16 protein-coding genes are annotated in these 23,539 nt (G+C 51.8%); 2 read left to right on the top strand and 14 right to left on the bottom strand.

Translation table 11 applies throughout. The features are described from left to right. Positions 1 to 177: 177 nt before the first annotated feature. Both BLW29_RS07790 and BLW29_RS07785 read left to right on the top strand, forming a co-directional pair. A complete protein-coding gene (locus tag BLW29_RS07790; protein WP_090977965.1) occupies positions 178 to 564 on the top strand; it encodes a DUF4280 domain-containing protein in 387 nt (128 codons plus the stop codon). A 5-nt stretch (positions 565 to 569) separates the two neighbouring features. Beyond that, positions 570 to 2,498 carry an MORN repeat-containing protein gene (locus tag BLW29_RS07785; RefSeq protein ID WP_177186531.1) on the top strand — a complete coding sequence of 643 codons (1,929 nt, stop codon included), beginning with the start codon at positions 570 to 572 and terminating at the stop codon, positions 2,496 to 2,498. A 975-nt stretch (positions 2,499 to 3,473) separates the two neighbouring features. Here the strand turns inward: BLW29_RS07785 and BLW29_RS07780 are convergent. The 14 genes from BLW29_RS07780 to BLW29_RS07715 all read right to left on the bottom strand — a co-directional run bounded on the left by BLW29_RS07780 (position 3,474) and on the right by BLW29_RS07715 (position 23,469). Further along, complete coding sequence (locus tag BLW29_RS07780; protein ID WP_090977961.1) at positions 3,474 to 5,162, bottom strand: hypothetical protein; 1,689 nt, start codon at positions 5,160 to 5,162, stop codon at positions 3,474 to 3,476. Between the two features lie 49 nt (positions 5,163 to 5,211). Continuing rightward, on the bottom strand, positions 5,212 to 7,278 hold the full coding sequence (locus BLW29_RS07775) for a phage tail protein (RefSeq protein ID WP_090977959.1): 2,067 nt from the start codon (positions 7,276 to 7,278) through the stop codon (positions 5,212 to 5,214). 85 nt (positions 7,279 to 7,363) lie between these two features. Further along, positions 7,364 to 9,664 carry a putative baseplate assembly protein gene (locus tag BLW29_RS07770; RefSeq protein WP_090977957.1) on the bottom strand — a complete coding sequence of 767 codons (2,301 nt, stop codon included), beginning with the start codon at positions 9,662 to 9,664 and terminating at the stop codon, positions 7,364 to 7,366. A 45-nt stretch (positions 9,665 to 9,709) separates the two neighbouring features. After that, on the bottom strand, positions 9,710 to 12,793 hold the full coding sequence (locus BLW29_RS07765; protein ID WP_090977955.1) for a baseplate J/gp47 family protein: 3,084 nt from the start codon (positions 12,791 to 12,793) through the stop codon (positions 9,710 to 9,712). Positions 12,794 to 12,818: 25 nt separating this feature from the next. After that, positions 12,819 to 13,217, bottom strand: a complete 399-nt coding sequence (locus tag BLW29_RS07760; protein ID WP_090977953.1) for a GPW/gp25 family protein — start codon at positions 13,215 to 13,217, stop codon at positions 12,819 to 12,821. Between the two features lie 32 nt (positions 13,218 to 13,249). Further along, a complete protein-coding gene (locus BLW29_RS07755; RefSeq protein ID WP_090977951.1) occupies positions 13,250 to 13,963 on the bottom strand; it encodes a phage baseplate assembly protein V in 714 nt (237 codons plus the stop codon). Continuing rightward, positions 13,960 to 15,060, bottom strand: a complete 1,101-nt coding sequence (locus BLW29_RS07750; protein WP_090977949.1) for a phage late control D family protein — start codon at positions 15,058 to 15,060, stop codon at positions 13,960 to 13,962. Before BLW29_RS07750 ends, BLW29_RS07755 begins: the two co-directional genes overlap by 4 nt. A 3-nt stretch (positions 15,061 to 15,063) precedes the next feature. Beyond that, on the bottom strand, positions 15,064 to 15,690 hold the full coding sequence (locus BLW29_RS07745; protein ID WP_090977947.1) for a CIS tube protein: 627 nt from the start codon (positions 15,688 to 15,690) through the stop codon (positions 15,064 to 15,066). A gap of 35 nt (positions 15,691 to 15,725) precedes the next feature. Then, a complete protein-coding gene (locus tag BLW29_RS07740; protein ID WP_090977945.1) occupies positions 15,726 to 19,988 on the bottom strand; it encodes a prolipoprotein diacylglyceryl transferase in 4,263 nt (1,420 codons plus the stop codon). A 49-nt stretch (positions 19,989 to 20,037) separates the two neighbouring features. Beyond that, entirely contained in the window at positions 20,038 to 20,487 is a 450-nt protein-coding gene (locus tag BLW29_RS07735) for a phage tail protein (RefSeq protein ID WP_090977943.1), read from the bottom strand. 9 nt (positions 20,488 to 20,496) lie between these two features. Then, positions 20,497 to 20,670, bottom strand: a complete 174-nt coding sequence (locus BLW29_RS32085) for a DUF6760 family protein (protein ID WP_256256138.1) — start codon at positions 20,668 to 20,670, stop codon at positions 20,497 to 20,499. 20 nt (positions 20,671 to 20,690) lie between these two features. Next, entirely contained in the window at positions 20,691 to 21,068 is a 378-nt protein-coding gene (locus BLW29_RS07725) for a hypothetical protein (RefSeq protein WP_090977939.1), read from the bottom strand. Positions 21,069 to 21,220: 152 nt separating this feature from the next. Continuing rightward, positions 21,221 to 21,655, bottom strand: coding sequence for a phage tail protein (locus BLW29_RS07720; protein ID WP_090977937.1), 435 nt, complete (start codon positions 21,653 to 21,655; stop codon positions 21,221 to 21,223). 71 nt (positions 21,656 to 21,726) lie between these two features. Beyond that, positions 21,727 to 23,469: a phage tail sheath family protein gene (locus BLW29_RS07715; protein ID WP_090977935.1), complete on the bottom strand. Its 1,743-nt coding sequence runs from the start codon at positions 23,467 to 23,469 to the stop codon at positions 21,727 to 21,729. Positions 23,470 to 23,539 lie beyond the last annotated feature (70 nt).

Raw genomic sequence — 23,539 nt, 5'->3', positions numbered from 1 at the left:
TAGCGATTTATTACCATACTACTACAAAGTGCGTCCGGAGACATCAAAAAACTGCATATTTTCGCCAAAAAGCGACATCTATTATTGAAGCTTTGAAATGCTTTATAGTACTATTAACTAGAGAGATTATAGTGCGGAAGACATGATTGAAAGTCTATCAGACAAAGGGGAACATTTATGGGTCAGCTTGTTTGTCAAGGCGCTATGCTGCAGTGCTCATTTGGTGTAGCACCAAGCGCACTCAATGTCTTGCCCGCGAATCGGGTTTTGACGGCGATGCCGATTGCCAACATTATGGACAATAAGCCAATGGTCAATATTATGCCTTTCGGAATGTGCAGTTCAATGGCTAATCCGCAAGTCATTGCAGCAACTTCTGCTGCACTTGGCGTATTAACGCCAATGCCCTGCATACCGGTTACGGCGGCCCCTTGGGCACCCGGCTCACCGACAGTCTTAATCGCGAATATGCCGGCATTAAACAATTCATCCAAATGCATGTGCAACTGGGGCGGCATGATTCAAATTACAGTGCCCGGTCAGTTCACGATCCAGGTGCCCTAATGAAGATGCTGGAGCAATTCCTCAAACCTTTTATTAAACCGTTCAAGAAACTGTTCATGATCCCTATGAAGTATGCGAAGCAGCTGCCTAAGTTTCTGCTCGTATTCCTAGGCAAATGGGTCAAATCCATCCTCAATCCGGCGGAACAATCGGTCAAAAACTATATTCCGTTCGGCCGCTTCTACATCGCGAAGAAGCTTGTAGTCATCCTTGTTCTTGTCGGACTGGTTATTTTCTATTTCGGCTTCATCAAGCCACCGAAGATGCTGAACAAGCTGCTTGCACGCACGCCTAAGATCGAAGCGACAGCAGCAAGCTTGGCCTCCTTCACAGGTACAGCCAAGATCGTTAATGCCGATGGTTCGCTGCTCTACGAGGGCGGCATCGCTGCCGGATTATATGAAGGTACCGGCAAGTTGTATAGCAAGGACGGCAAGCTGCTCTATCAAGGCGATTTTGCCAAAGGGCTTAAGAACGGAATGGGTGAACAATTCGATCAAGACGGCAAACTACTCTACCGTGGAACGTTTGCGCTTGACCAATATGGAGGACCCGGGACCTTGTTCTTCAGCGATGGGAAGACGCATTATGAAGGCGACTTTGTCGGGGGTAAATTCGAGGGCAACGGTACGCTGTACAATGAGCTTGGCGGCATGCTGTATGCTGGCGGCTTCCTGCAAGGCGCTTATGGAGGCGTTGGCAAATCGTACGATACCGAAGGTGCTGTCGTCTATGACGGCAACTGGGCTAACAATGTATACGAAGGTGCCGGGAAACTGATGCGGCCTGACCAAACCGTGCAGGTGGAAGGCGAATTCAAGAACGGCGCGCTATCCGGAGAAGGCACTGAATATTATCCAAATGGGGTCGTGAAATATAAAGGGGCCTTCCAGCTAGGATTATACAATGGAATTGGTTCCTTGTTCACTGAGAAAGGAACGGTCGCATACTCCGGCGGTTTCAGCAGCGGCGTGAAGCATGGAGACGGACAATCATTCGATATTGCTACGGGAACCGTGCTCTATGCCGGTAAATACAAGAACGGTCGTTATGACGGCGTAGGCGCTCTCAATGATGCTGATGGCAATACGGTATACAAAGGGTTTTTCCAAGGCGGCAAGATCAATCTAGCCGGTTTCATCAGCCTCACGCGTAAGAAGCTGCAGGATGTACTCGGCGAAGCAGATGCTCCACCGGAAGCTGCTGTTAGTGAAGGTGCTGAAGATGCAGATGCCGTGGTGGAACCTGCAGTAGAAGAAGAAACCCCTGCTGAGGACGTTGCCGAAGAGGCTGCAGGCGGGCCTAGCGGAAGCACTGCTGGCGGTGATTCTGGCGCAGGTACGGATGCTGGTGCCGGTGCTGATACGAAGGCGAGCGACATTAAAGAAGCAACCGGTACCCCTTCCGCAAGCGATGCTAAAGGCACAGTTGGCACTGGCGATACGAAGAAGGATGAGAGCGAGAAGGCTGCTGCCGAGGATGACAAATCGAAGCCGGTGAAGACGGCATCTGCTGCGAAGACGATATCAACGGAGAAAACGGCTGCAGAAGGCAAAGTTTCGACTGTTGAGCCTCCTGCTTCCGAGCTGCCGACCGTGGCCGAAGAGCTTCCTGCCGGAGATGCTGCGGTACCTGCAGGTCCTTCGTTAATGACCTATGCCGCTTATCAGCTGTCGTTCATGCTCGAGCCGGACGAAGCGAATCCCGAAGAGGCCTATGTTGCCGAGGTTAACCTCTGGAACAAGTTCATTATTGCCGAACTTTTAAAACAGGTCCAAGCGTTGAAGATTGAAGGCACGAAAGAAACGATCGATGCGGACAAATCAATCGTAGTTTATAAGCTTGGCGACTCCTACCTCACCTTTACTTATTTTAAAACAGAGAAAGTACCTGTTCGACTGAGTGTGACGAAATCCATGCTTGTAACCGAATAGAAAAAAGGCGGCGCAGCATTTAATCTCTGCACCGCCTTTTTTCTTTCACTAAATGATTATAAAGGAATGCAACCAACTCCAGATGGCATCAACAGGGTCATGGTGGTGGTGGGCAACTTTGGCTGCTGAGAAGCGGATTTTCCGACTCTCAGCAGCTTTTTTCAGTGATTTTACGATTGAGAGTCGCGTTTTCCTACTCTCGAGGTGGGATCATGGTGGTGGTGGGCGACTTTGGCTGATGAGAAGCGAATTTTCCGACTCTCAGCAGCTTTTTCAGTGATTTTACGATTGAGAGTCGCGTTTTCCGACTCTCGAGGTGGCGTCATGGTGGTGGTGGGCGACTTTGACTGCTGAGAAGCGGATTTTCCGATTCTCAGCAGCTTTTTTCAGTGTTTTTTCGATTGAGAGTGGCGTTTTCCGACTCTCGAGATCGAGGTGGGGGAATGTGGTGGTTGGCGACTTTGGCTGCTGAGAAGCGGATTTTCCGATTCTCAGCAGCTTTTTTCAATGATTTTACGTTTGAGAGTCGCGTTTTCCGACTCTCGAAGTGGCGGTCATGGAGGTGGTAGGTGACTTGGCTGGGGTCTGGGTGGTGGTGAGGTTATTTGAGTCGAGGAGCGATTGGAACTGTAATGATGCTTGAAAGGCAAAGGCAAAAAATCTGCTGTTTTCTACTCGTACTCCTGCAATTGTTGTGCAGAAGGCAACATTTTCATTGTTGGCGCCATCTCAAGGTGCATTTCAAGTTAGAATGTTGCAAAATGCGCAGCATTTCCGACAATGCAGCCACAAATACGGTCAAATGTTGCCTAGTTAGCAACATTCAGTGGTGCGAGCGACTTGCTCGCCTGTAATTATTTATCCCGACTTCCGGTTAATCAACCGTTGTACGGGAGACAAGCTTATCTCCCCAAGCAAAACAAAAACTGTCCCAAAAGTCACCACTGCACTTTTGAGACAGCTCTTCATTTTACCTTATTTATCCGTCGATGCCGCCGCTTCTTTCATCCCCGATTGGATAACCTTCGCAGCAGCTGCTGCTGCTGATTCAACCACTACAGCTGACTCCGCCCCCGGCAGCTTCTTGAACGCCCACCAGCGCAGCTTGATCGCCGAAGCTTCCGTTGCCTGCCCCAGCTTCATCCCGATGCGGAACGTCCCCTTGCTCGGATACACCACTGTACCGAATGTAACGTTAGGCAGCTGGGACTCGAATTCGCTTCCTTTGAACACATCGGAAGATCCGTAGTACACTTGATCGCTTGCTTGCAGCAGATCAGAGGTAATATTAACATCCTTGTCCTCGAGGCCGACCATCACATAGAGTTGACCTTCGCCGAGCCCGCTCTCGATCTCGCCTGTAACATAGTTCTTCTGCCCGCGAGAGAAGAAATACAGACCGCTCTTCGCGTTCGGCTCAAGCTCCACCGTTACCGTACCGGTAGCAAGCTCATCTTGCAAATGCTGCGGCTGTGGAACGCCAAGCTTGAAGGAGAACTCGCTCCGCTCCGGATTATAGTCCACATCCAGCTGCGGCTCTTGTCCGAAAGGCACGGTGAACGCTTCCGAAGACGTGAAGAACTTGGACAGTTGGTCTTTCGTGCCAAAAGCGCCCACACGCTGCAGAAGAGAAGGATTGTACACGTATTCACCGAATGGCACACGCTCAACGCCCTCGATCATATAGGTCGGTCCCATTTGAAGCAAGCTAATCTTCGCCAGACAGATACTCTGTTCCGCAACGCCATCAACTGCTTGATCCAACGTCCGATCAAAATAATCACGCATGATGCGTTCAACAGCCGGCTCGCTTATAATCTCCACTTCATGGGTCGGGTTGCTATCAATCGGAACGCGCATGTCGCCAATATTGAGGACGATGCTCTGGCTGTCGATGCGAAGCGAGGCTTTACGCCCATTGGCCCAATTTGCCGCTTTCACGGAATACGTGTATGTATATTCGGTTTCCTGTCCGTCGCCCGGCTCCGAGAACGAAACCAAACCGTCCTCCAATCCAACCGGTGTCAGGCCGTCAGCTTCCACTTGAAACTCAAGCGAAATGCGCGGAGTTTGCAACGTTTTCTCAACTACAAGCGTTACATCGACTACCGCTTCCTGCCCAGCGTACTTAGGCATGCGCTGGTAGATACGAACTTGTCCATCCTGATAGATTGGCGCAATGACCTCAGACAGACGAACATGCTCGAAGGATGCCGGATCAGGCGCCTCCTCCTTGATGAACAAACGGTAGCTCTCCAATACGCGATTATATTCGCTGACATCCTCGGAACGAACTGCGGAATTCGCTATCGCATGTACCGGTTCTTTCCCTTTCTCATCATAAGCCGCGTAGAGATAGACGTTCTTCTTATACTCGTTGTTCGTGAATCCTTCGATCATCGACAGCTTCAGCGTCGTCGGAGACGGAATAACGATTTCACGGCCGGCATAATCGATTGCCACGCCCATCTCGACGGTAATGGATTTGTCGTCCACCGCCACGACATGCATGCCGGACACGACCCCGCTTCCAACAAGAAGCCGATTCAGCAGACGGCGTTTGTCGCCGACATATTTTTGCTCGGATTCGAAATCCCGAACCGTCAGCAATTTCCCATAGAAATAACGATTCCGTTCAAACGGGTAATATCTGCTTTTCTTCACCCCATCAGCTCCTAAAAAAATAGTCGACGATCATTCCTCTGTTCATGCTCTATTCCATCTCTGAATCCAAGCCTAAGCGCGTATGGAGATCTAGCCGTCTATCGCGGTCGACATCGACGATGATCGTATCGCTTGGCATCGAACGGTTCGGATCGATTCGCAGCAGCGACGGCTCCGATAACAGAGTATTGACTTCCAGATACGTATGCATATCGAGGTACATCCACGGCTGAAGCACAATTAGATGCGCATCCGTAAACGCCGGTTTATGTTCATTCAGCATGCGCTCCAGCATGAGCCGCTGTTTCTCTGTATTCGCCTGCTCTGTCGTGACGAGGACGGAGAAGCTGCAAGGATGCATGCCGTATAGTAAATCGGTCAATTCGCGGAGCTCCGCGGATTCCCGCATCATGCGATATTGAAAATATTCCACGATGTACGGCTTGCTGCCTGTGTAAATCTCGACCATCTTCTCGATGCCTCGGCGGGTACCTCTATACCGATACAACTGCGGCGCCTCACGAATGAATCGGCGTATTTGCTCATCGCTCCAATGCTCATCCACCTCGATGCCCAGCCAGCTGCCCAGCCATTTCAGATACGGCCCTTCCGTCAGCTCGCTGTCCAAGTGACGCGGAATCTCTTGAACCTGCGTCTCGATACTATCGAACATCGTGCCGAACAAGGCTAGGAATCGTTCCGTAAAACCGGTCGGATCCTCTTGATAGACGGCTGGCAGATGGCTCAAATAGGTGCTTCGCGGAAATACAACTCTCAGCTTAGAGAGGCATGGCGTTTTACGCTCACTGCCGATCCATTCGATCTTGAGCCACATATACCGGCCTTTGGCATCGAAGAACAGGGCATCCTTCGGATTCGTAACCGGTGCCGACCAGAACGGCTCCAGCGTTCGCGATTTCTCCAACATGTCACGGTTCTCGTCACGAATGAAATCATCCATCGCCATAAACCTGCCGCCGATGATCATCTGCTTCTGATCGGAGCAGAAGTACGAGATTCGCAGCTGCGTTTCATCCGGGATGTCCGCTTCCAGCACCATTTTGTGCCAGACCGTTTCGGCTTCCGTGCTGTCTAATGCGGTTGTGAGACAAATGCCTTCGAGGGCGCCGGTTTCCATTCGTTCCATCGTCCTTGGCTGCAGCTCAAGCACCGTAACCGTACCTTCTTCGGCGTTCAGAATGTACATGCGGTCGCGTGCGTCGAACATCAGCTTGTCCGCTTTGCCCCTGGAGCCCGGCACCTTCGTAATGAATTCCCCGGTTTCGCCGAGGTTCAATACGAATCGATCGTCTTCCCCTTCATCAGCGATATGTCTGGAGTCGCCGATATAGAGCTGGTTCATCGAATCAACAGCCAGTCCGGCAAATTTCAAAGAAGGCAGAAACATCCGAGAGATCATTTCCCCATCAGGTGAGAAGCCGCGCAGCGTGTGCGCCTCGCTGTCAAACACATAAACGCTACGTTCCTTAGATACAGCGACGTAGAAGCGCTTATATAAGTAGTGCAGCTTCACGGCCGTTGGCAGCACCCATTTCTCCTCCGTTACAATGCCTGCACATTGTCCGTTCCGATCGATCTTCACGATCCCAATACCCGTGCCTGCCGGAACGATCAGGTCACCTTCGGGATTCCGCTGGACCGCAAGCGGTGTGACCACATAGAAGTGATGGTCATCAGATGCCGCTGCGATCGGATAGAGCTCGATTCCATTACATTCGCTTAAGCTCCAGTACGTCTGGGAGTTACCGATTGCATATGCCGAGCATTGCTGCTTCTCCGGATCCGCCACAAGGAGCGTATCGCCGATGACCGCGAGCAACGATCGGATACCGAATAGTCCATGACCGCTTGGAAACAGCTTCTCGTGATGATGGTATTCCGAATCATATAACCACACGTCACTGGCTCCATCCAGGACATAAAGTCTGCCGTAAGGCCCGATAACGAACTCGTGGACATCGCGAATGCCATCTAAATCGTTCAGATGCAGCGTGCTACGTATGCCGTATTTTTGCGTTTGTGTGATGCGCAGCCCGGCCTCTGTCCATTCCAAGTTAGCCTTGCCGCTTGAAGCCCAGTCACTTTCCTTATTCATTGAGAAAAATAACGTCCCCTGCTCCAGCTCGTCTCCCCCCCCTTACGTTTCCGAATGTCCTGCTCTGCTCCCGTGCAATCGCAACTTACAGGTTCGTTCTACTGATAAGTTCGATCTCATGCCCGGCCGAGTAGACCAATCCATACGGAGGAAGCTCGATATCGCCACCGGAAGTTTTGGTCCAGCCCTGCCCTTCAGCGTCTAACCATAATTCCTGAATATAGGCGACGCCTTTCATCTCATTCATGAGCCCGAACAGATCTCCCTTATATACCGTCCTGCCAAAAGGCCAGCCTTTCGAACCGTCTCGGCCATCAAGCGGCCTTAACAGCCTGTTGAGCGCCATGACGATCTGCATGCTTTCATCAACAAAATGAGGCTCGACGACGATGATGGCATGCACCGTGATGCCGATATATTCAGGTGCAATGACATGGACTTCCGTCGTAATCAATCTACGTTCGTCCAGATGCCGCTTCACGCTCTCAAGAAATCCAATGCTCGGAGTCGGAGTAACTGCCGGACTATATGGAACAACCGCAACGGTCAGTTGGCCGGGCGCTTGGTTACGTGGATAGTCCTTTAGCCCTTTCATGTAGAGCGGCAACGCCTTGACTCGCGCTACCCGAAGTCCTGGCGTATGACGAACGATATGCTCGACATCTTCTGCCGTAACGGCCCGAAACGGCTCATGGAGTTCTCTGCGAACACGTTCGATGCAGGCTTCAAGCGATTCCGCTTCCGTTCCCCCTACAGCAAACTGATGATTCGTTACGGAAAGCTGTCCGAGCAGTTGTTCGCTTGATTCATTTAGCGAGACGATTTCGGTAATGAGATGGGGCTTCACGTTGCCGCGAGTTCCACCTCCCAGCAAGCAGGCAATGACCCAAATATTCGGCTCATCGCATGCTTGCGGAACACTTCCGCGCTCATTATCGCCAAATCTAATCTCATGCTCCGCTGCGTCGAATAGGAAATGCCGATCCGTGGATGTGGAGTTGTCGAAGTTATCCACTTCGGTCCAATCCTCCCATAGCCAGCTTCCACCTTGAAGCTTACGCCCGATCTGGAGCGTAAACCGGTTATTCTGCAACGGATAATCGTAGACAACTAACTTCTGTCTCGGCAAACCGTTGCTCTGCCCGATGATACACTGCTCGCGGAATGCCTCAGTCTGGGCGATCACCCGCAAGGTTGTTCTGCTTTGTTGCGGCAGTGATGCCGGGCTTGGACTTTCCGCTCCGGCAATCAAGGTGACCACCGCTTCACCTGTTTCTAAATGCTGGTTCAGCTCGTAATCTATCGTTTCCCGCAAATCGACCCATCCGTCTGACCCTTGCTGGGATTGTTGAACGCGAATGAACCCATTAGCGGCAAGGTAGGAAGAGACGATCATCTCCTGCTTGTCCCCGTCGATCCTATCAGCATGAAACAATTCACTAAACGTATATTGTTGGACGGCCTTCACGGTATTGAACGCAATATGTTCGATCCGCGGCGGATTCTCGTAGCCCGGTTGCTCAGCCGTGCAGCAGAACCAATAGCGTCCCCTGTCGTTAGCCGGATGGACCATGACCGGTCTCATTCCATGAGGTACACGAAATGTAATCATCCCGTTGTACATGAGCTGAACCGTATCATCGTGAATGAGCTCAAGCGGCATCCACGCGGATGGCCCGCTACCGGTAGCTCCGATTACGCTGTCTTGTTGAATGTGCTCTGCGCCTGCGAGTTCAGGCGGCGTACCGTTGTTCCCATAGAACTTCCACGATACTTTAGCAGAAGGTACGATTGCCTTGCTTGCGTCGTCCACAGGGATAAGCGGAACCAACCCATCGTCGAACAATGAAATCGCCATGGTCAGTTCATCCCCCGGCATCAGTTCAAGGTCAAAGGCGATGTACAGTCTGCTGCCTTGACGAGCTTCAGGGCCGAAAGCATAGAACGAAACGCCGACATGGTCGTTAGTCGATGTGTAATCATTCGCTTCTTTCTCTGTTCGAACGATGATGCGATCGATTCGGGCGGGATGCAGCCGGATCGCTTCTGTCGTTTCGAAGGGTTGATCCTGCGCCTGCAGCTTCGTGCCCTTCGGCAGCATGAGGGGCCGATCCCCACCTTGGAAGCTGACCTGTGTATGCGCGCGATGTGCCAGCTGCGGCTTAGCGCCGAGCAGCTTCAGAAACTTAAGCTGATTGCGCTCCGGCACGCGATTGATATAGAACTGCTGCATTTCGCTTAGCCATGCGAACAGCTCAATCAGCGTAATGCCGGGATCATGCGCATTCTCGTCCGTCCATTCCGGCATAAACTTCGGAATCGCCTTACGCGCTTCTTCTACGATTTGCTGAAAGCGACGATCATCTAAATTGGGTATCGGCAGCAAGACGTGCACCTCCTTTCTTGTTCGGTGCCGGAAGGCACGCTGGTTTTAGCTCGTTGTTACTTTGACGGTATGCGTGCCGCTGCAGAGCAAAGCATGCGGGTACATGGATTGCTTGGACGGATCAATTTCGATGGTTGTGCCGTCTTCCGACTTCAGCATGGAGATGTAAAGTTTATCGATGTTTTTGATTGCACGAACGGATTTAAGCAGGGAATAGAAGAGCGATTCATGCAAGGTTTCGCCAATCTCCCAGCCTCGTCCGTCCAGCTTGCCTCGTATGGGATCCAGAAACTGTGCAAGTCTTGTTAGGCATGCCGCCTCTGCAGGCAGCACATCCTCAAGTGACTCGACTGTAACTGAAACCGTAACGGATACATATAGAAATGCCGGCGCAATGACTTGAACCGATGGCTGATGAGAAACCGTATTCGCAGCGCGTTCTATCAAATACGCTTCGATTTGGCGTTTCAACGCGGGAAACAGAGCGTATCCGGAATCGCCGGGCTCCGATAATGCTACTAACGTAATCGAGCCTAGGCTGCGCTCCAGATGAACGTTCCGATTGGGCAGACATTTTACTTTAGCCAGACCCGGATATGCCTCTCTTGCCAGCCATTCGAAGTCTTCAGCCGTTACGGCGCGACCTTGATGCTTCAGTCGCTGCGGTCCACGAAGCAATGCTGCCTCGAGATGCTCAGTATGGCAGCCTCCGCCGGCTGCGCTTGGATTCGTTGCGCCGGCTATGAACGCGATGGATTGCAGCAATCCTGTAATCTCGCCTGCCCCGATATTGCCGTCTGCTCCTGCCGTCACTTTGTAATTCACTCGAATACTGTCCGGTCCGCCGCCTGGGACGGCGCGACCTCTGATTCCTTCACCGAAGGTAATGGTTCCAGCAGAACCGTCGAGAACATAATGACGATCCATTGCAGATGAAGTGAGGAACGATTCTACACCGCTCCATTTGACCCATACGCGCTGCACTTGCCCTTCACTGTCATATAAGACTTCGAAGTTAGCAGGTAGCAGCGACAGCTGCTCTTCCAATTCATGCTTAGGCATCGTCTCGGTTTCATCGACCCACACTTCCTCCGCGATGACCGGCGATCGGGATAATCGATAGACCCCGCGTGTTCGCTCCGGGGTTTCCCCGGTTATGGTTCGCTGCTGCAGCACTTGCACGGCGTTCATATCCAGCCGCTTAGCAGCAGGTTTCGCTTGATCCTCCAGGTCATAACAACCGTCGCGGTTGACAGCACGCAGCCAATAGCGTTCCCTGCCATAGAGCAGCGTCTGATGGAGCTCCGGCGGACCTGCAAATTGCACGAGGCCGCTTTCTATGAATCCGTTCGTCTCATCGATGACGGATAAGAGCTTCCAATGCACCGATGTACCTTCGCGAACGAGCGCCTCCCACTCGATCCATGGCCGCTTCGAAGCGTCCCATTTCGCTGGCTGCAGCGTAACCTGCATCGTAATCGGGCCTTTAAGCGGAGGCGAATCAAATCCGAATATGACAGCGGGATAGCTGCAATCAATGGGCTCAAACGGCCGAAACGGCTTGCCGCCGCCGCTTGCTTCCCTCGTCACTTCCCTCATTGCCGCATTATTGAACATGATGGCGGATGCTGCCGGGAAATTGCGGTCCTCGTAATGGTATCGGAGCTTCAATTCATCCATCCACGGCGTGACATAAATCATTTCCGGTGCGTAGAAGTTGTCCATCGCGACGACACGAACACGAATCCAATAATCAAACTGCGCATTGACGAAGGTTTGCTCTAAATCCTGCGGGCAATGCAGGGAAACGCTGCAGTTCAAGTCTTCATGCTCGGGCAGCTCGCTGAACAAAGTCTCATAACGTTCGCTTCCGGGAATTCGTACCCATCCGCTGCCGTTCCAATACTCCCACAGGACACGCTGGATCCGAATTTTCGGCGGGTCCTTCTTCTCCAGCTCCGTACGACGCATAATCATGCGCCAACGAATTTCCGGGTCCGGCGCCGTGCGCAGGGCGCTCGGCAATGTTTTCATCCTGAAGCTTAGATCAAGCCTGCCATCCCGTTTGCACAAGGCTTCCTCGCAGCTGATATAAAAGGTCGAATACGGCGCAAAATGCTCGCCGAACGGATAAAATCCGTCATGGCTCAGCTCCATATCATTATGAATGAGCATCGTTGGCGGTATGCCGTCCACCCCTTGGTTAGGGTCGAAGGCTGACGTTAACGACAGCTGATCCAGCTCCAAATCTTGAGCCAGCAGCGGGTTGGCGCTTGCATCCATCACTTTCAGCTTGCAGCGGATATATCGGCCTTCAATACCGCCTATTTCCACCGGATCGATCGGCCGAACCACTGTTTTATGTAAAGAAACCGTGTTTCCTGCACTCGTAATGTCATCAAAAGGAATCCATTCGCCTTCGGAATGGTACGTCCATTCCAGCAGCTCCGTATCTGCCATAGCAGCAGCCAGCTGAGGCTGTTTATACTTCTTCGCAGAATGGAACAGATTCACGCGAATTGTCGCAGGATGCGTCGCCAAGAAGAGATCATCCTCTCGGAAGTAGATGGCGTGCTCCTGCAAGTTAATGCCGTAGGCTGCCTGAAAGAGCGGCACTTCACCTTTTCCCTCGGCAAGCTTCTCCGTATACGATTCCGCGGATAACGTGATCGCATCTAGTGCCGGACTAATGCTAATGACATCCGTCAGTTTAGCCGGCGTTACGAGCATGGCCCGCTCGCTCTCGAAGAGAAGCTCTTCGCCACCGCTTGGTGATGGCCCTGTTAATTGCGTGCCTCGCGGAATCCATACCGGCTCCGTGGCCCCTTCATTCATCCGAAATACAACATGGGTTCGTGCAGGCCGCGCCGACTGAAGCTTCGTTTCCAGCATGTTAAGGAACGCAATAAAGTTCTTCTCCGGCGTCCGATTAAGTCGTTTCGCATTCTCTTGCAGCATGTTCGCCGCCAAATAGAACAGCGCCGTGCCAGGGTCCGGGTCTTCAGGCGAGAATCGCCACTCCGGGGTGTAGAAAGGAGCTGTCTCCTTCATCCAGCGGGCAAGAGCAGCCAGATCGCGCTTATCAATGGCCTGCGGCACTCCTGCCCCGCTTCGGGTACTGTTCATCATGGTCTCCTGCTCCACCCTTTGTCATCTACTTCGTTCCTTCCTCCAAATAGAAAGGATAGACCTGATTGAATAGATTGTTCGTGCTCCGGACGACATACGAAATATGGAGCAGCAGCTTGCCGGCTTCAGCGCCGTCATGCTCCGCGTGAACCTCGACCTCATGTACGCGCGGCTCCCAGATTCGGATCGCCTCTTGTATGTTTGTCTCCAATAATCGCAGCGTCGTTTCGTCCGTCGTCTCGAACACGAACTCGTGAATACCGCAGCCAAAATCAGGCCGCATGACACGCTCCCCTTTATTCGTCCACAGGATAATGCGAATGGCCTCCGCGATATCGTCTTCTTTCTCGGCCGTCTTGATTCGTCCCGTGGTGGAGTCGACTTCTATGGGGAATTTCCAGCCTCTACCCAGAAAAGATGCCATGACCGCCTTCCCCCTCTTCTGCCTATCGCAGCCTAATTGATTTTGACCATTGCGCCTTTGATGTTGACGATGCCGTCAGATTTGATATCGACGGTGCCGCCGCCTTTAAGATTCAGTGCTGCACTAGCTTCGATCTTGATCTGCGTCGATTTAATCGTGACTTCTTTCGAACTCGATATCGTCACATCGCCCGTACCTGAAATTTCGATCTTGGTGGATGAGCTCGTTAAGGTCAGCTTCCCTGAGCCGCTTCCCACGATGGTGAGATTGTTTTTGCCGCTTTTGTCGGTAAGTTTGATTTCCTCGGTGCTGTCCGTGAATTCGATCTTGCTGCCTTTCTTGGTTTGCAGCGTTACCTTCTCCTTCGAGGAAGTATCGTCGAAAATAAACTCATGTCCCGACTTCGATTTAATCTTGCGTATATTGTTGTTCTCATCGCCTACCGGTGCCGGATTGCTCTTGTTCCACAACGAACCGATGACGTACGGCTGATTGAAATCGCCCATATGAAACGCGACCAGCACCTCGTCGTTCACTTCCGGAACGAACAAGCTTCCTCTGTCTTTGCCGCCCATAAAGGTCAGGCAGCGCACCCAGTCGGTCTCTTGCGTAATTTCGCGATGCGGAAATTTCAGCTTCACGCGGCCGATTTTGTCAGGGTCCTTATTATTCGTGACGACTGCAAGCATAACCCCTTCAATACCGCCTGAACCGCCGGAGCCGCCGCCGTACATGCCGTTACTCATATTGCATTTCCCCCTACCTCAAAGCTTGTCGTATATCCGGATGCGGAGATGGAGTGACTGACTTCGGTGAGATACATCGGTTGATTGAATTTGGCGCCAAGTCCATCCAGTTTGATATAGCGGCCCGCACGAATTTCCGGAATCCCGATACTCTCGCCTGAGCCTGTGACCAAGTCCATTGCCCGTTCATTCATCATCGCGTCTGCCAGATCCTGCGCTTCCTGCATCGTCGTCGCATTGGTGTACACATATTCCTTGGTATAGTCCGCAAGCGCGCGCATAATGTCCTTCCCTGTGCGGGAATTCGAACCAATGATGTCGACTTGACCGGAAGTAGCTTCGATAGCCGTGGACGTTTTCGGATCAAACCCTCTGACGATCACTTGGCTCACCTGATTGGATATATCAACGCTGGTAGAGTAGCTGCGCAAGTTTTTGCCGTACATGAGCGTGATGACCGGCGTCTTGGAGTTCTTCGATTCGCGAAAATAAAGCGTCTTGCCGACCACGAAAAAATCATAATCGTTCGACTTAGCCAGCTGCTTCAGAAACTGATAATCCGTCATCCGAATTTGTTCGATGATCGGTCTCATCACTGTCGTTGTATCGACGGACAGCTTCGCCCCATATTTCGCGCCGATTACTTTCACCACGTCGCTGTCCTTCTTTTCCTTCCATGAATTGGAGTGGGAGCCCTTCATCATGAGGAATGAGATATCCATTCCCGAGACGCTTACAGTCGGATTGCCGTCTGACGGATACTCCAGATCTACCGACGTAATGATGCCGTAGAACACTGTTTCCAGCTTATCGGTGTAGCCCATCTTTATCTCAACGTACTTGCCGACTGCTAGGAAGCTATTAATCCATTGAAATTCACGGCGAACCGGGTCAAATGCGTTCTGAACCGTAAAATGAAAGGAATCCGCCTTCTGATTGACCGTCGTATTTACTTTGACCGACGAAATCGCTACGCTTTGCCGAATCATGCTGTTGCCATCAATCATAATTTCAAAAGCAGGCGCAAAGAAATTGCGGTACTTCTGCTCTAACGAATCGAATTGATAGGTGCTGTTATCAAACTTCACGTCTGCCATAAGCTAGTCCAACCTCGGAACGATAATTTTGCGGCCTGTTCGCAGCTGTCTTGGATTGTCGATGCCGTTCGCTTCCGCGATGGCCCGCCATTCCCCCGGATCCTCGTATTCCTCCGCAGCGATCATCCAGAGCTGATCCCCTTGCTTCAGCGTCTTCTGCTTGGTCCGGTCAGCGGACTGGCGCGGGATATTCTGATACTGCTCCTTCATGCTTTGCAGCGCGCGGAAGGTCACGTTCAACGTTGCCCGCACAGGAAGACCCGAATCGAGGAACATCGTAAATTTCTGAGACACCCGTTCTACTACGCCTTTAAAATCCAGCGAGCCCCAGACGAAACGACAGCTCGGCGGTGCATGCAAGTCTTTGTCGACATCGAGCAGTCTGGATACCTTGGCCGTGAGCAGACGGACATCCGTTGCTTTCTCGTACGTATCGAAGAACAGGTCCATGCTAAGCGTAGTCGCTTCGCCGCTAATAAATTGGGCAATCGGAGTTTGCAGCCCCGGTATGGTCTGCCATGCAAAATTGTTAGCCGATTCCAATGAATATTCGGCAGGATTGAACAGCACTTCGAGCTGCTCTTGACCTGTGCCTTTTGTGACGATGATTTTTGCTTTCTTCAGTGCCATACCGCCTTCGCTCCTCCTATCCCGTTATTGCTTTGCTAGTACCCGCTTCTGCGCTGCTCGAATTTCATTTTTTTCTCGAAAACTTTGAACACTTTATCGGCGATTGCATCCGGCTGCAGCTGCGGCATATTCATCAGCATTTGCTGCACCTGCTTGACATCGATAGTCGGAGCTGCCGGCGGTTTCATTGCTGCAACGCTCTGCCTCACCGTTTCGGCCGCTGCAGCCGCAGCCGCAGCCTTGGAAGCATGATGCTGCATCACAGGCGAAGAGGTGAAGCTCCTCGTGAAATCCGGCTCCGCCTGACTTGAAGGCTTCGCAGCGTAATGAAGCGTAGGCTGAGCCGGCAGATTCGCAGTCTTCGATTGTGAGTCCATTTGTCGCTGGACTAACGGAGCTTGCGTTGAGGTCATCATTTGCTTCGGCACGGATTGATGATTCACTAGTAAGCTAGCAGGTTTGAACGGTGTCATAGCTGTCTCCGCTCGTGCAGCCGTTTGGCGCTGAATCAGTGCTCCAGCTTGTCTGGCAGCTGTTGCTGCTGTTGCTGCTGCTGCTGGGACTGCCGGCGTCGCGGCAGCCGCTGGCGGGTTCGTTGAAGCTGCGTTCCGCTCTGAAGCTGGAATCCGTGACGGCGCGGAAGACCTCGTTCCGATCACGCCTGGTGCTTGCGCAATCATGCGATGCTGGAGCATTCTCCCCGTTGTTGGTAAGATCGATCGCTGCAACGGTGCAGAAGAGGCCCGTTGGTTCGGCATGGTTTGCTGCGCGGCCTGACCGGCACTGGTTGGTGATGCAGTTCGGTCGCGAATTATTGCAGCGCTATCTCCTTCAGATTGCGTAGTCGCGCGCCGTTGTACCAACTGATCGCCGCTTGTCCGCGAAACGTCTCTTCGCGTCGTACCTGTCCTCGATTGATAGACAACCTGCGATGCTATGCTCGCTGCAGCCGCTTTATGGGCACGTCGTTGAACGAGCGGCACGGCTGGGTTCGAAATCGATAGATTCGAATCCACAGTGGGCATTGCTGTATCATTCGTTCGCCCGTCGATTCTTTGCCGATCCTGCGCTTGATACCCCGAAAGAGATGCTTGTGTAGTGCCTGTCGGTTGAACAATACGACTGTGTTGATCTGAACCACCATCAGAATGCCGTTGCTTCGCCACAATAACAGCTGTGTTCGTACCTGTTTGAGTGATCATACGACGCTGTACGAGTACCAATCCTTTGTTTCCGGCGTTGCGAGCGCGCTCAACCAGTGATCCCCTTGCAGATGCTGCTTTTATCTCTCTTCCATCATTGAATTGCTTATTGTTTATAGTAGTTCTACTAGTCGTTGATGGTCGCTTCAATTCCGTCTTGTCTGCACTGCTGCCAGTTTGGATTCTCGCTTCCAGCTGCCTAAGATCACTTGAAGTCGGTGAAGCTAGGATGCTGGATCTCTGTGCTTGAACTTGCTCATTAGACGTTTCGGCAGCATTTCTCCGTTGAACCAGGATCAATCCCTGATCACCGGCTTTGCTTACTCTTTCGGCCAGTGTGCCGCGGGCTCGATTCAGCACGTTATCCCATTCTGAGAGATCATTTTGAGCTTCAACTTCCGGTCGATTCGGCACCTTTCTACTTTCCTTATTGCCTGTAAATTCTATGGAAGGCGCATCCACAACCTGCTGTTTGTCTCTACGATCGAACATCTTTGTTTTGTTCTGCTTCTTCTCTAAATCTGAGAGAGCCGAATCTATATGTGATGATTTCGGTTTCGTAGTGTTCGCTGATCGACGATTGACAATCCGTTCCGTACGAACGCCCCCCGGCGTTGTTGGAGTTGTCACGGTCAATAAGCGAAGGCGATTGACAAACAGGATCGTGCCCCATTTTGCCCCATCCGTTAATGCGCCTTTCGCCGAAGGCCCTATGTATGTTTCATTGGAAGGTGTCTCATCGGCAGTAAGAGCGCTGGATATTTGTCGTTTGTTGTTGTTCGGCAGATGCAATCTGACTGAATCAGTTGCTCGGCTTGATTTAGCTTTAATCATTTGGCTAGAAGGTTTAGCTTCAGTACCGTTTGTCGAAATACTACTCGTCGTCTGTTCAAGCGGTTCGGCTTTCGCAGCCGGTAACACTGCATGATCTCGATTTACCGGGAAGGAAGCGCTAGGCCGTTCACGATGAAGAATATGCGCTGGAGCAATTCTTCTCATTTGTGAAACGATAAGTTTTCCATGAACCGTCTGAAGCTCTCGAAGAACAGCGTCTGGAATTTCTGAATTCGTTCTTATTGCATTTGTTCTTATTGCATTTGTCTTTATTGGTTCCGCTCTTAGTGAATCCGCTCTTAGTGAATCCGCTCTGGCCGCTGCAGTTTGTTTAACAAAAATTTTCTTCCCGGACAGAGGCAGCGATACAGGGCTATCGAAACCGGTTGCTATTCTTCGCTGTAGCACTGCAGACGCAGGATGAACCCTTCTATCAACTGATGGACTGCTTATTGATAGTTGATCGGGAGTACCATGTAACTGCCTCACAGACCTGCGAACCTTAGACAGCCTCTCTACCATCAAGGTTGTGTCGGTAGAAAGAGTTTCCCCCAGCCTTCTGCGGAGTGTCATCGTTACCGGATTGCGATTGAAACGCTGCTCGCGCTTCGCAGCAGCGGAATCTATCGGTCGCCGCTGAAGTGTTTCGGAAGGGACTATTCCGTCATTCGTCAGCGTCCTGTTGGTATCCGTAGATACTTGTCTCGTACCAGCTGGTAGACTGGCAAACGTGTTCTCTACTTGAGGCAATTCCGAAAATTGTTGCGCATCTTGATGTCGTATAGCCGATGAACGCGTAGTTCTAGAAGCAGCTTCCCTACGATCTTGCACGATAGGTTGTGCTTGCTTGACTTTCTCATCACGTGCAGCCAGCGCAGCAGCCAAAGGCAATCCTGCGTCTCCGATGCGACCAAGCAAGACGCGAACTGCGCCTTCCATCCAATTGGGCTGTTGATGGTGATCGCGGGTAGAGGTCATCCGCCAGACCATGCCGCTGGCATCACGCTGCCATAACGGCTTCTGCGTCTGCCAATTCAACTTCCCTCGAACTTTACCGGTCTCCAGCTCGAATTGATCTTCGGATTTCACTGTAGGTCTCGAGTTTCCGATGACGTGGTTGATAGGCACAATTGACTTTCGTGTTCCTGCATATCGGTTAAGCAGTGATCCAATTTGAAGCAATAGAACAGCTGCCTTCCCCTCGTCCTCCTGTGCCAAACGCTGACCGATTACAGGTGAAGCAACTAATGCTCGGAGTCTGCCTGCCATTCGCTTCGTTTCCGTCCAGTCCAGCACATCACCGAACAAATCAGCTACGCGATGGTCCTGATCCAGCGAAGCCTGCTCAGCCAACGCAAGGCCGCGAACGTCACCTCTTGCTCGATCTGAATCTGGAAGCTCAGCCTTCGCTGACCCAGCACGCGCTGAAGGGGTCGTTTCTAGTCGCGATTGCTCCGTCCGTCCCGCTTCCCCATGCGTCTGCTCCGAACCCGCTTTATCCAGCTTCACCAGTCCAGACCGTACCGCATCCGCGCGGGACGGCTCCGTTCGGGATACCTCCACTTGCGCTTGGTCCTTTCGAGCTAAACCCGGCTGCGCTTGGTCCTTTCGAGCTACATTCTCCTGCGCTTGCTCCGTTCTTGCCTCATCCGCTCGTATCGATTTAACTCGCGCCTCTTCCGGCCTCGCTTGCGCCTTCCGTGCCGCGTCCTCCCTCGACCAATCGCCCTGTTGCTTCGCTCCCTTAGCGCTATCCGCAACCGTCCGCTCTGTTCCGGCTTGTTCTACTTTCGCAGCAGCAGCACCATCGGGACTGGCTTCCTTCCGCGCTCGCTCAGAGCTTCGATCCAGAGTTCGAACATCTATTCTTGTCCCGTTCGAACCTATAATCAGCCGTTCGTTCGCTTCATGATTGGCGATCGCCTTTCGCTCTGACTCCTGCCTAACTTGCATAGCAGCCTGGCGGATAATCTTCTGCGCCAGCGTCAGCCATTCGCGCTCTTTCGCTTCCCATTGCACGTTAAGCGGCATGAGCAGCTGTAGTTTTATAGCAATTTGCTGTAGAATCGTCGGTGGCAATTGAGGAAGGACCTCTCCTCCGGAATCAGGCTCTCGCAGCGTTAACGGTAATCGTCCCCACTGGTCACGGCGCACGAAACGATACTTATCACGGATGGAAGCTCCGAAAGCCTGATGCGCCTCTGCCCCATCCTGTCGCAATTGCAGCGGCTTCCCTATTTCCCCGTGTTGTCCTCGTCTCATTCGCTCGCCCCCTTCCGACCTGTATGCACGGACTCTCTTTCATTACGAATTACTTCTTATAGATGGTTTTCAACCCGTTATGAACCAGCTCCAACGTTTCAATCGCGACATCGCTCTGCGATGCATTCAATGTAGGTCCGCTCCATTTCACCGGATAGGCATCGAAGAAATTCCATCTGCAAAGCTCTTCACCCGACAAATGCTGCAATATAATGGAGCCGCTCTTGCGAACCACTTTGCCCGCCATGACGCCCGCATACCAATCCCATAAACTGCTGGAGCTTGTAATGCCTCGTCGCAGCATAATAGGCGAGAATCGGGTCGATTTAGGCAGCTTATGAACAAACCCGTTCTGACCGCCTTCACGGAACTCTTCAATTTCAACCTCAGCTTCCAAACCGCTGACTTCGGTGAAACCGCCTGCAAGAATTCCATCCAGCTCTACCCAGAAACGAAACACGCCTCCGACGACATTAACTCCATGCGCTGCAGCACTCAACCGCTATCGTCACCTCTTCTTAAACACATCAAATACGTTCGGTTTCTCGGAATCGTCATTCAGCTTCCGGTTAATCCGCGAAATTTCCTCACACCATCGCCGCCGCTCCCGATGCTCCATATTCATGATGTCATCATGCGGCCAGTGAAAGTAATACGCGATAAAACCGGATTCCTCATACAACTTCTCGATCGGATAGCCCGTTAGAGGCTTTCCGTTACGGACAAAAAATCCACGTCCACCTCAAAATCATGCTCGCATTTCGGGCAAGCGGTATGCACCTTCGGTGCTTCCATGTCATTGATTTGACGGTATACATGCTGTAAGTAAGCGAGATCAGCCGTGAACAGCCGCTCGATAATTTTCGTATCAATATGCTTCAAATCACCTAATCGCGTGATGACGCGAGCAAGTAAAATGACAGTCAAATAACCCGGGTTTTGTTGAACGCGCGGATCGCGCATCGGTAAAATTTCATCTGCTGCAGTAGCAAGCCGAATGACGCCGCGCTTGTGCAGCGTGCCATTATCGTCTACGTAGCCCCGAGGGAGCTCAAATTCATATTCCGTTTGAAACGCCATACTTGGTTCCCTCCGTTATCTTTCATCAAATTGCAAATTACCAAGATACACCATGAACGAGGCAGAAGCGGAAAACAAGAGATGAGCGGAGCTTGTATACGCCCGCATCCATCCCTTGTTCTCGTCAAAAAGCTTCTGTATGATCGTTGCTGTTACGCTGTGCGTGTCATGCCTTCATGCGCCAATTCCACGAATTCAATCGCTACTTCAGCGCCGGTACCGTTAAAGCTTGGAGCGGAATATTTCACCGGCCATGCTTCAATAACCTGCCAAGTAGCAACGTCGCCGCCTTCTTCATCGATGGCGATAATCGTTACGGTTTTGCGCTCAATCGTTCCTTCGATGCACTCCTGCATCCAATCGTACAGATCCATGGAATCTGTCGAGCCCCATTTAAGAGAAATATTGCCGTACTTCGCAAGGCCCGGAAGTTTGCGCGGAGTGATGACTTCATTGCCTTCACGGTATTCGATAACGTCAAGAGACGCTTCAAATCCGGATACTTCGCTGAAGCCGGCTTGTTGAATGCCTTCGATTTCAATTCGGAATCTAAAATTGCGGTATGGATCATTACGTTCGCCTGGCATGGTTATCCCCTTCCATCAAAATGATCTGAACTGCTCTCACTCAAAGTGATGCCGTGGTGCTATAACTGACTCTATTCGGAGCCTGTCTTCTGAGTGATGCGGAAAATAACGAACTCTGCCGGTTTCACAGGTGCGACACCGATTACGCAAACAAGTCGGCCGTTGTCGATATCATCCTGCGTCATCGTTTCGCGGCCAATGTTAATGTAGAACGCTTCCGATGCACTGTTCCCAAGCAAAGCGCCATCACGCCAAACGCGTGTCAAGAAGGCGTCAATCGTCCGTTGTACACGTGCCCACAGCTGATCATTGTTCGGTTCAAAGACGACCCAGTTCGTGCCGTTCTTGATGGATTCCTCCAAGAAAATAAACAAGCGGCGTACGTTGACATATTTCCATAAGCCATTGGACGAACAGGTGCGTGCACCCCATACGCGCGTGCCTTGACCTGTGAAATGACGGATCAAGTTAACGCCAGCCGGGTTCAGAATGTCCTGTTCCCCTTTGTTGTATTGCACTTCCAAGCCCACTACGCCGCGAAGCACTTCGTTGGCCGGAGCTTTCTGGACGCCGCGCGTCTGATCGGAACGGGAGTAAATCCCTGCAACCGTACCGGATGGCGGAATGAAGATATTGCGCTTATCCAGCGGATCAAACACTTGCAGCCAAGGATTGTACATCGCACAATAGCTGGAATCGAAGATATTCCGGTGCGTCATAACGTCCGCTACTTTGGTTTTCTCGCGCGGGATATCAAGAATGGCAAAGCGGCTGCCAAGATTCTCGCAATGGGCTACGAGTGCCAATTGTACGTTAGGATCTGTTACACCGGGTACAGCCATGATGCTGACAACGTCGTTATCGATGAATGCCTGAATACCCGTTCTCTTACCAGGACCGCGGTCTTCACCCATAAAGTCGCCTGCACTAAGATTTGCAAGGGAGCCGTCGCTGCCACCGCCGAAGATGACATCGTATTTGCCCGCTTCTTCAGGCAATCCGCTGATGACAGTAAAAGGCGCAATTGCTTCTCCTGCAGTACCTTGGCTCAAATCTTGCGCCGTTACGAGACCGGAACGGGCCAGAATTTTGTCTACATGGTTAGCTGCGGAAACGTTCAGCGACAGCTTCTCGAAAGTCTCGATTTCGTCGCCGGAGAAAATATGAATCGTAAACTCGCTTGTCGTTAGCACTTTAGTCGGAAGCAGTTGGTTGTCTACTACGTCTGCTTCGCCGGAAAGCGGTGACTCAAGCTCGATTAGGTTGTCTTGTGAGGAGAGGATCCGATTGTATTGCTTGCCTTTGCCGTCATCGAATGCAACAACATCGCCGGGGTTAAAGCCAGCATTGTTCTTGACGCGGTAACGCTTCGACTCGCCCGGCGTACCGAGCACTTCAAAAATTTGTGTCTTTGCTTTGCTTGACGGAACGATTCCGACGCGAATCTGATTGCCCCACGCACCCGGGTTCTTAGCCGTAAGCGCAAGAACTGCCGATTCCGGTGTAGAGTTTCTGGCTGGCTTAGCATCCGAAGGTGCTACGCGCATGACATAACAACGTGAGCCCCCGTTCGTAAAGAACTGATCCACTGCGTAAGCTAGAAAACGATACGATCCGAAAGCATTCTCGGACAAGTAAGAGCCGAACACACGCTGGAATTCAGCGATACTTGTTACGAGCTGCGGCAAGCCTTCCACGGCACCGCGTTGCGCAAGACCAATAAACCCGGCCGTGCTTGTGCTTGCCCCTTCAAGCGGCTGAGCACCACTCTCAAACTCTTCGACATACACTCCAGGCGACAAATATTCTGCCATATGCCCCTCCCGCTTACTTTACTTTATTTAAGATAAACTGATGCCCCGCACCTAAGGTACTGGACGGCAT

Origin of the sequence: Paenibacillus sp. CF384 (assembly GCF_900106745.1) — a bacterium.
Classification (GTDB): domain Bacteria; phylum Bacillota; class Bacilli; order Paenibacillales; family Paenibacillaceae; genus Paenibacillus_Z.
The sequence above is the reverse complement of the archived record's forward strand: the minus strand, read 5'-3'. Positions and strand labels throughout refer to the sequence as shown.

Coding starts and splice junctions, on each gene's coding strand:
- BLW29_RS07790 (WP_090977965.1), top strand. CDS start 178: ATGGGTCAGCTTGTTTGTCAAGGCGCTATGCTGCAGTGCTCATTTGGT.
- BLW29_RS07785 (WP_177186531.1), top strand. CDS start 570: ATGCTGGAGCAATTCCTCAAACCTTTTATTAAACCGTTCAAGAAACTG.
- BLW29_RS07775 (WP_090977959.1), bottom strand. CDS start 7,278: ATGAATAAGGAAAGTGACTGGGCTTCAAGCGGCAAGGCTAACTTGGAA.
- BLW29_RS07765 (WP_090977955.1), bottom strand. CDS start 12,793: ATGATGAACAGTACCCGAAGCGGGGCAGGAGTGCCGCAGGCCATTGAT.
- BLW29_RS07760 (WP_090977953.1), bottom strand. CDS start 13,217: ATGGCATCTTTTCTGGGTAGAGGCTGGAAATTCCCCATAGAAGTCGAC.
- BLW29_RS07755 (WP_090977951.1), bottom strand. CDS start 13,963: ATGAGTAACGGCATGTACGGCGGCGGCTCCGGCGGTTCAGGCGGTATT.
- BLW29_RS07750 (WP_090977949.1), bottom strand. CDS start 15,060: ATGGCAGACGTGAAGTTTGATAACAGCACCTATCAATTCGATTCGTTA.
- BLW29_RS07745 (WP_090977947.1), bottom strand. CDS start 15,690: ATGGCACTGAAGAAAGCAAAAATCATCGTCACAAAAGGCACAGGTCAA.
- BLW29_RS07740 (WP_090977945.1), bottom strand. CDS start 19,988: ATGAGACGAGGACAACACGGGGAAATAGGGAAGCCGCTGCAATTGCGA.
- BLW29_RS07725 (WP_090977939.1), bottom strand. CDS start 21,068: ATGGCGTTTCAAACGGAATATGAATTTGAGCTCCCTCGGGGCTACGTA.
- BLW29_RS07720 (WP_090977937.1), bottom strand. CDS start 21,655: ATGCCAGGCGAACGTAATGATCCATACCGCAATTTTAGATTCCGAATT.
- BLW29_RS07715 (WP_090977935.1), bottom strand. CDS start 23,469: ATGGCAGAATATTTGTCGCCTGGAGTGTATGTCGAAGAGTTTGAGAGT.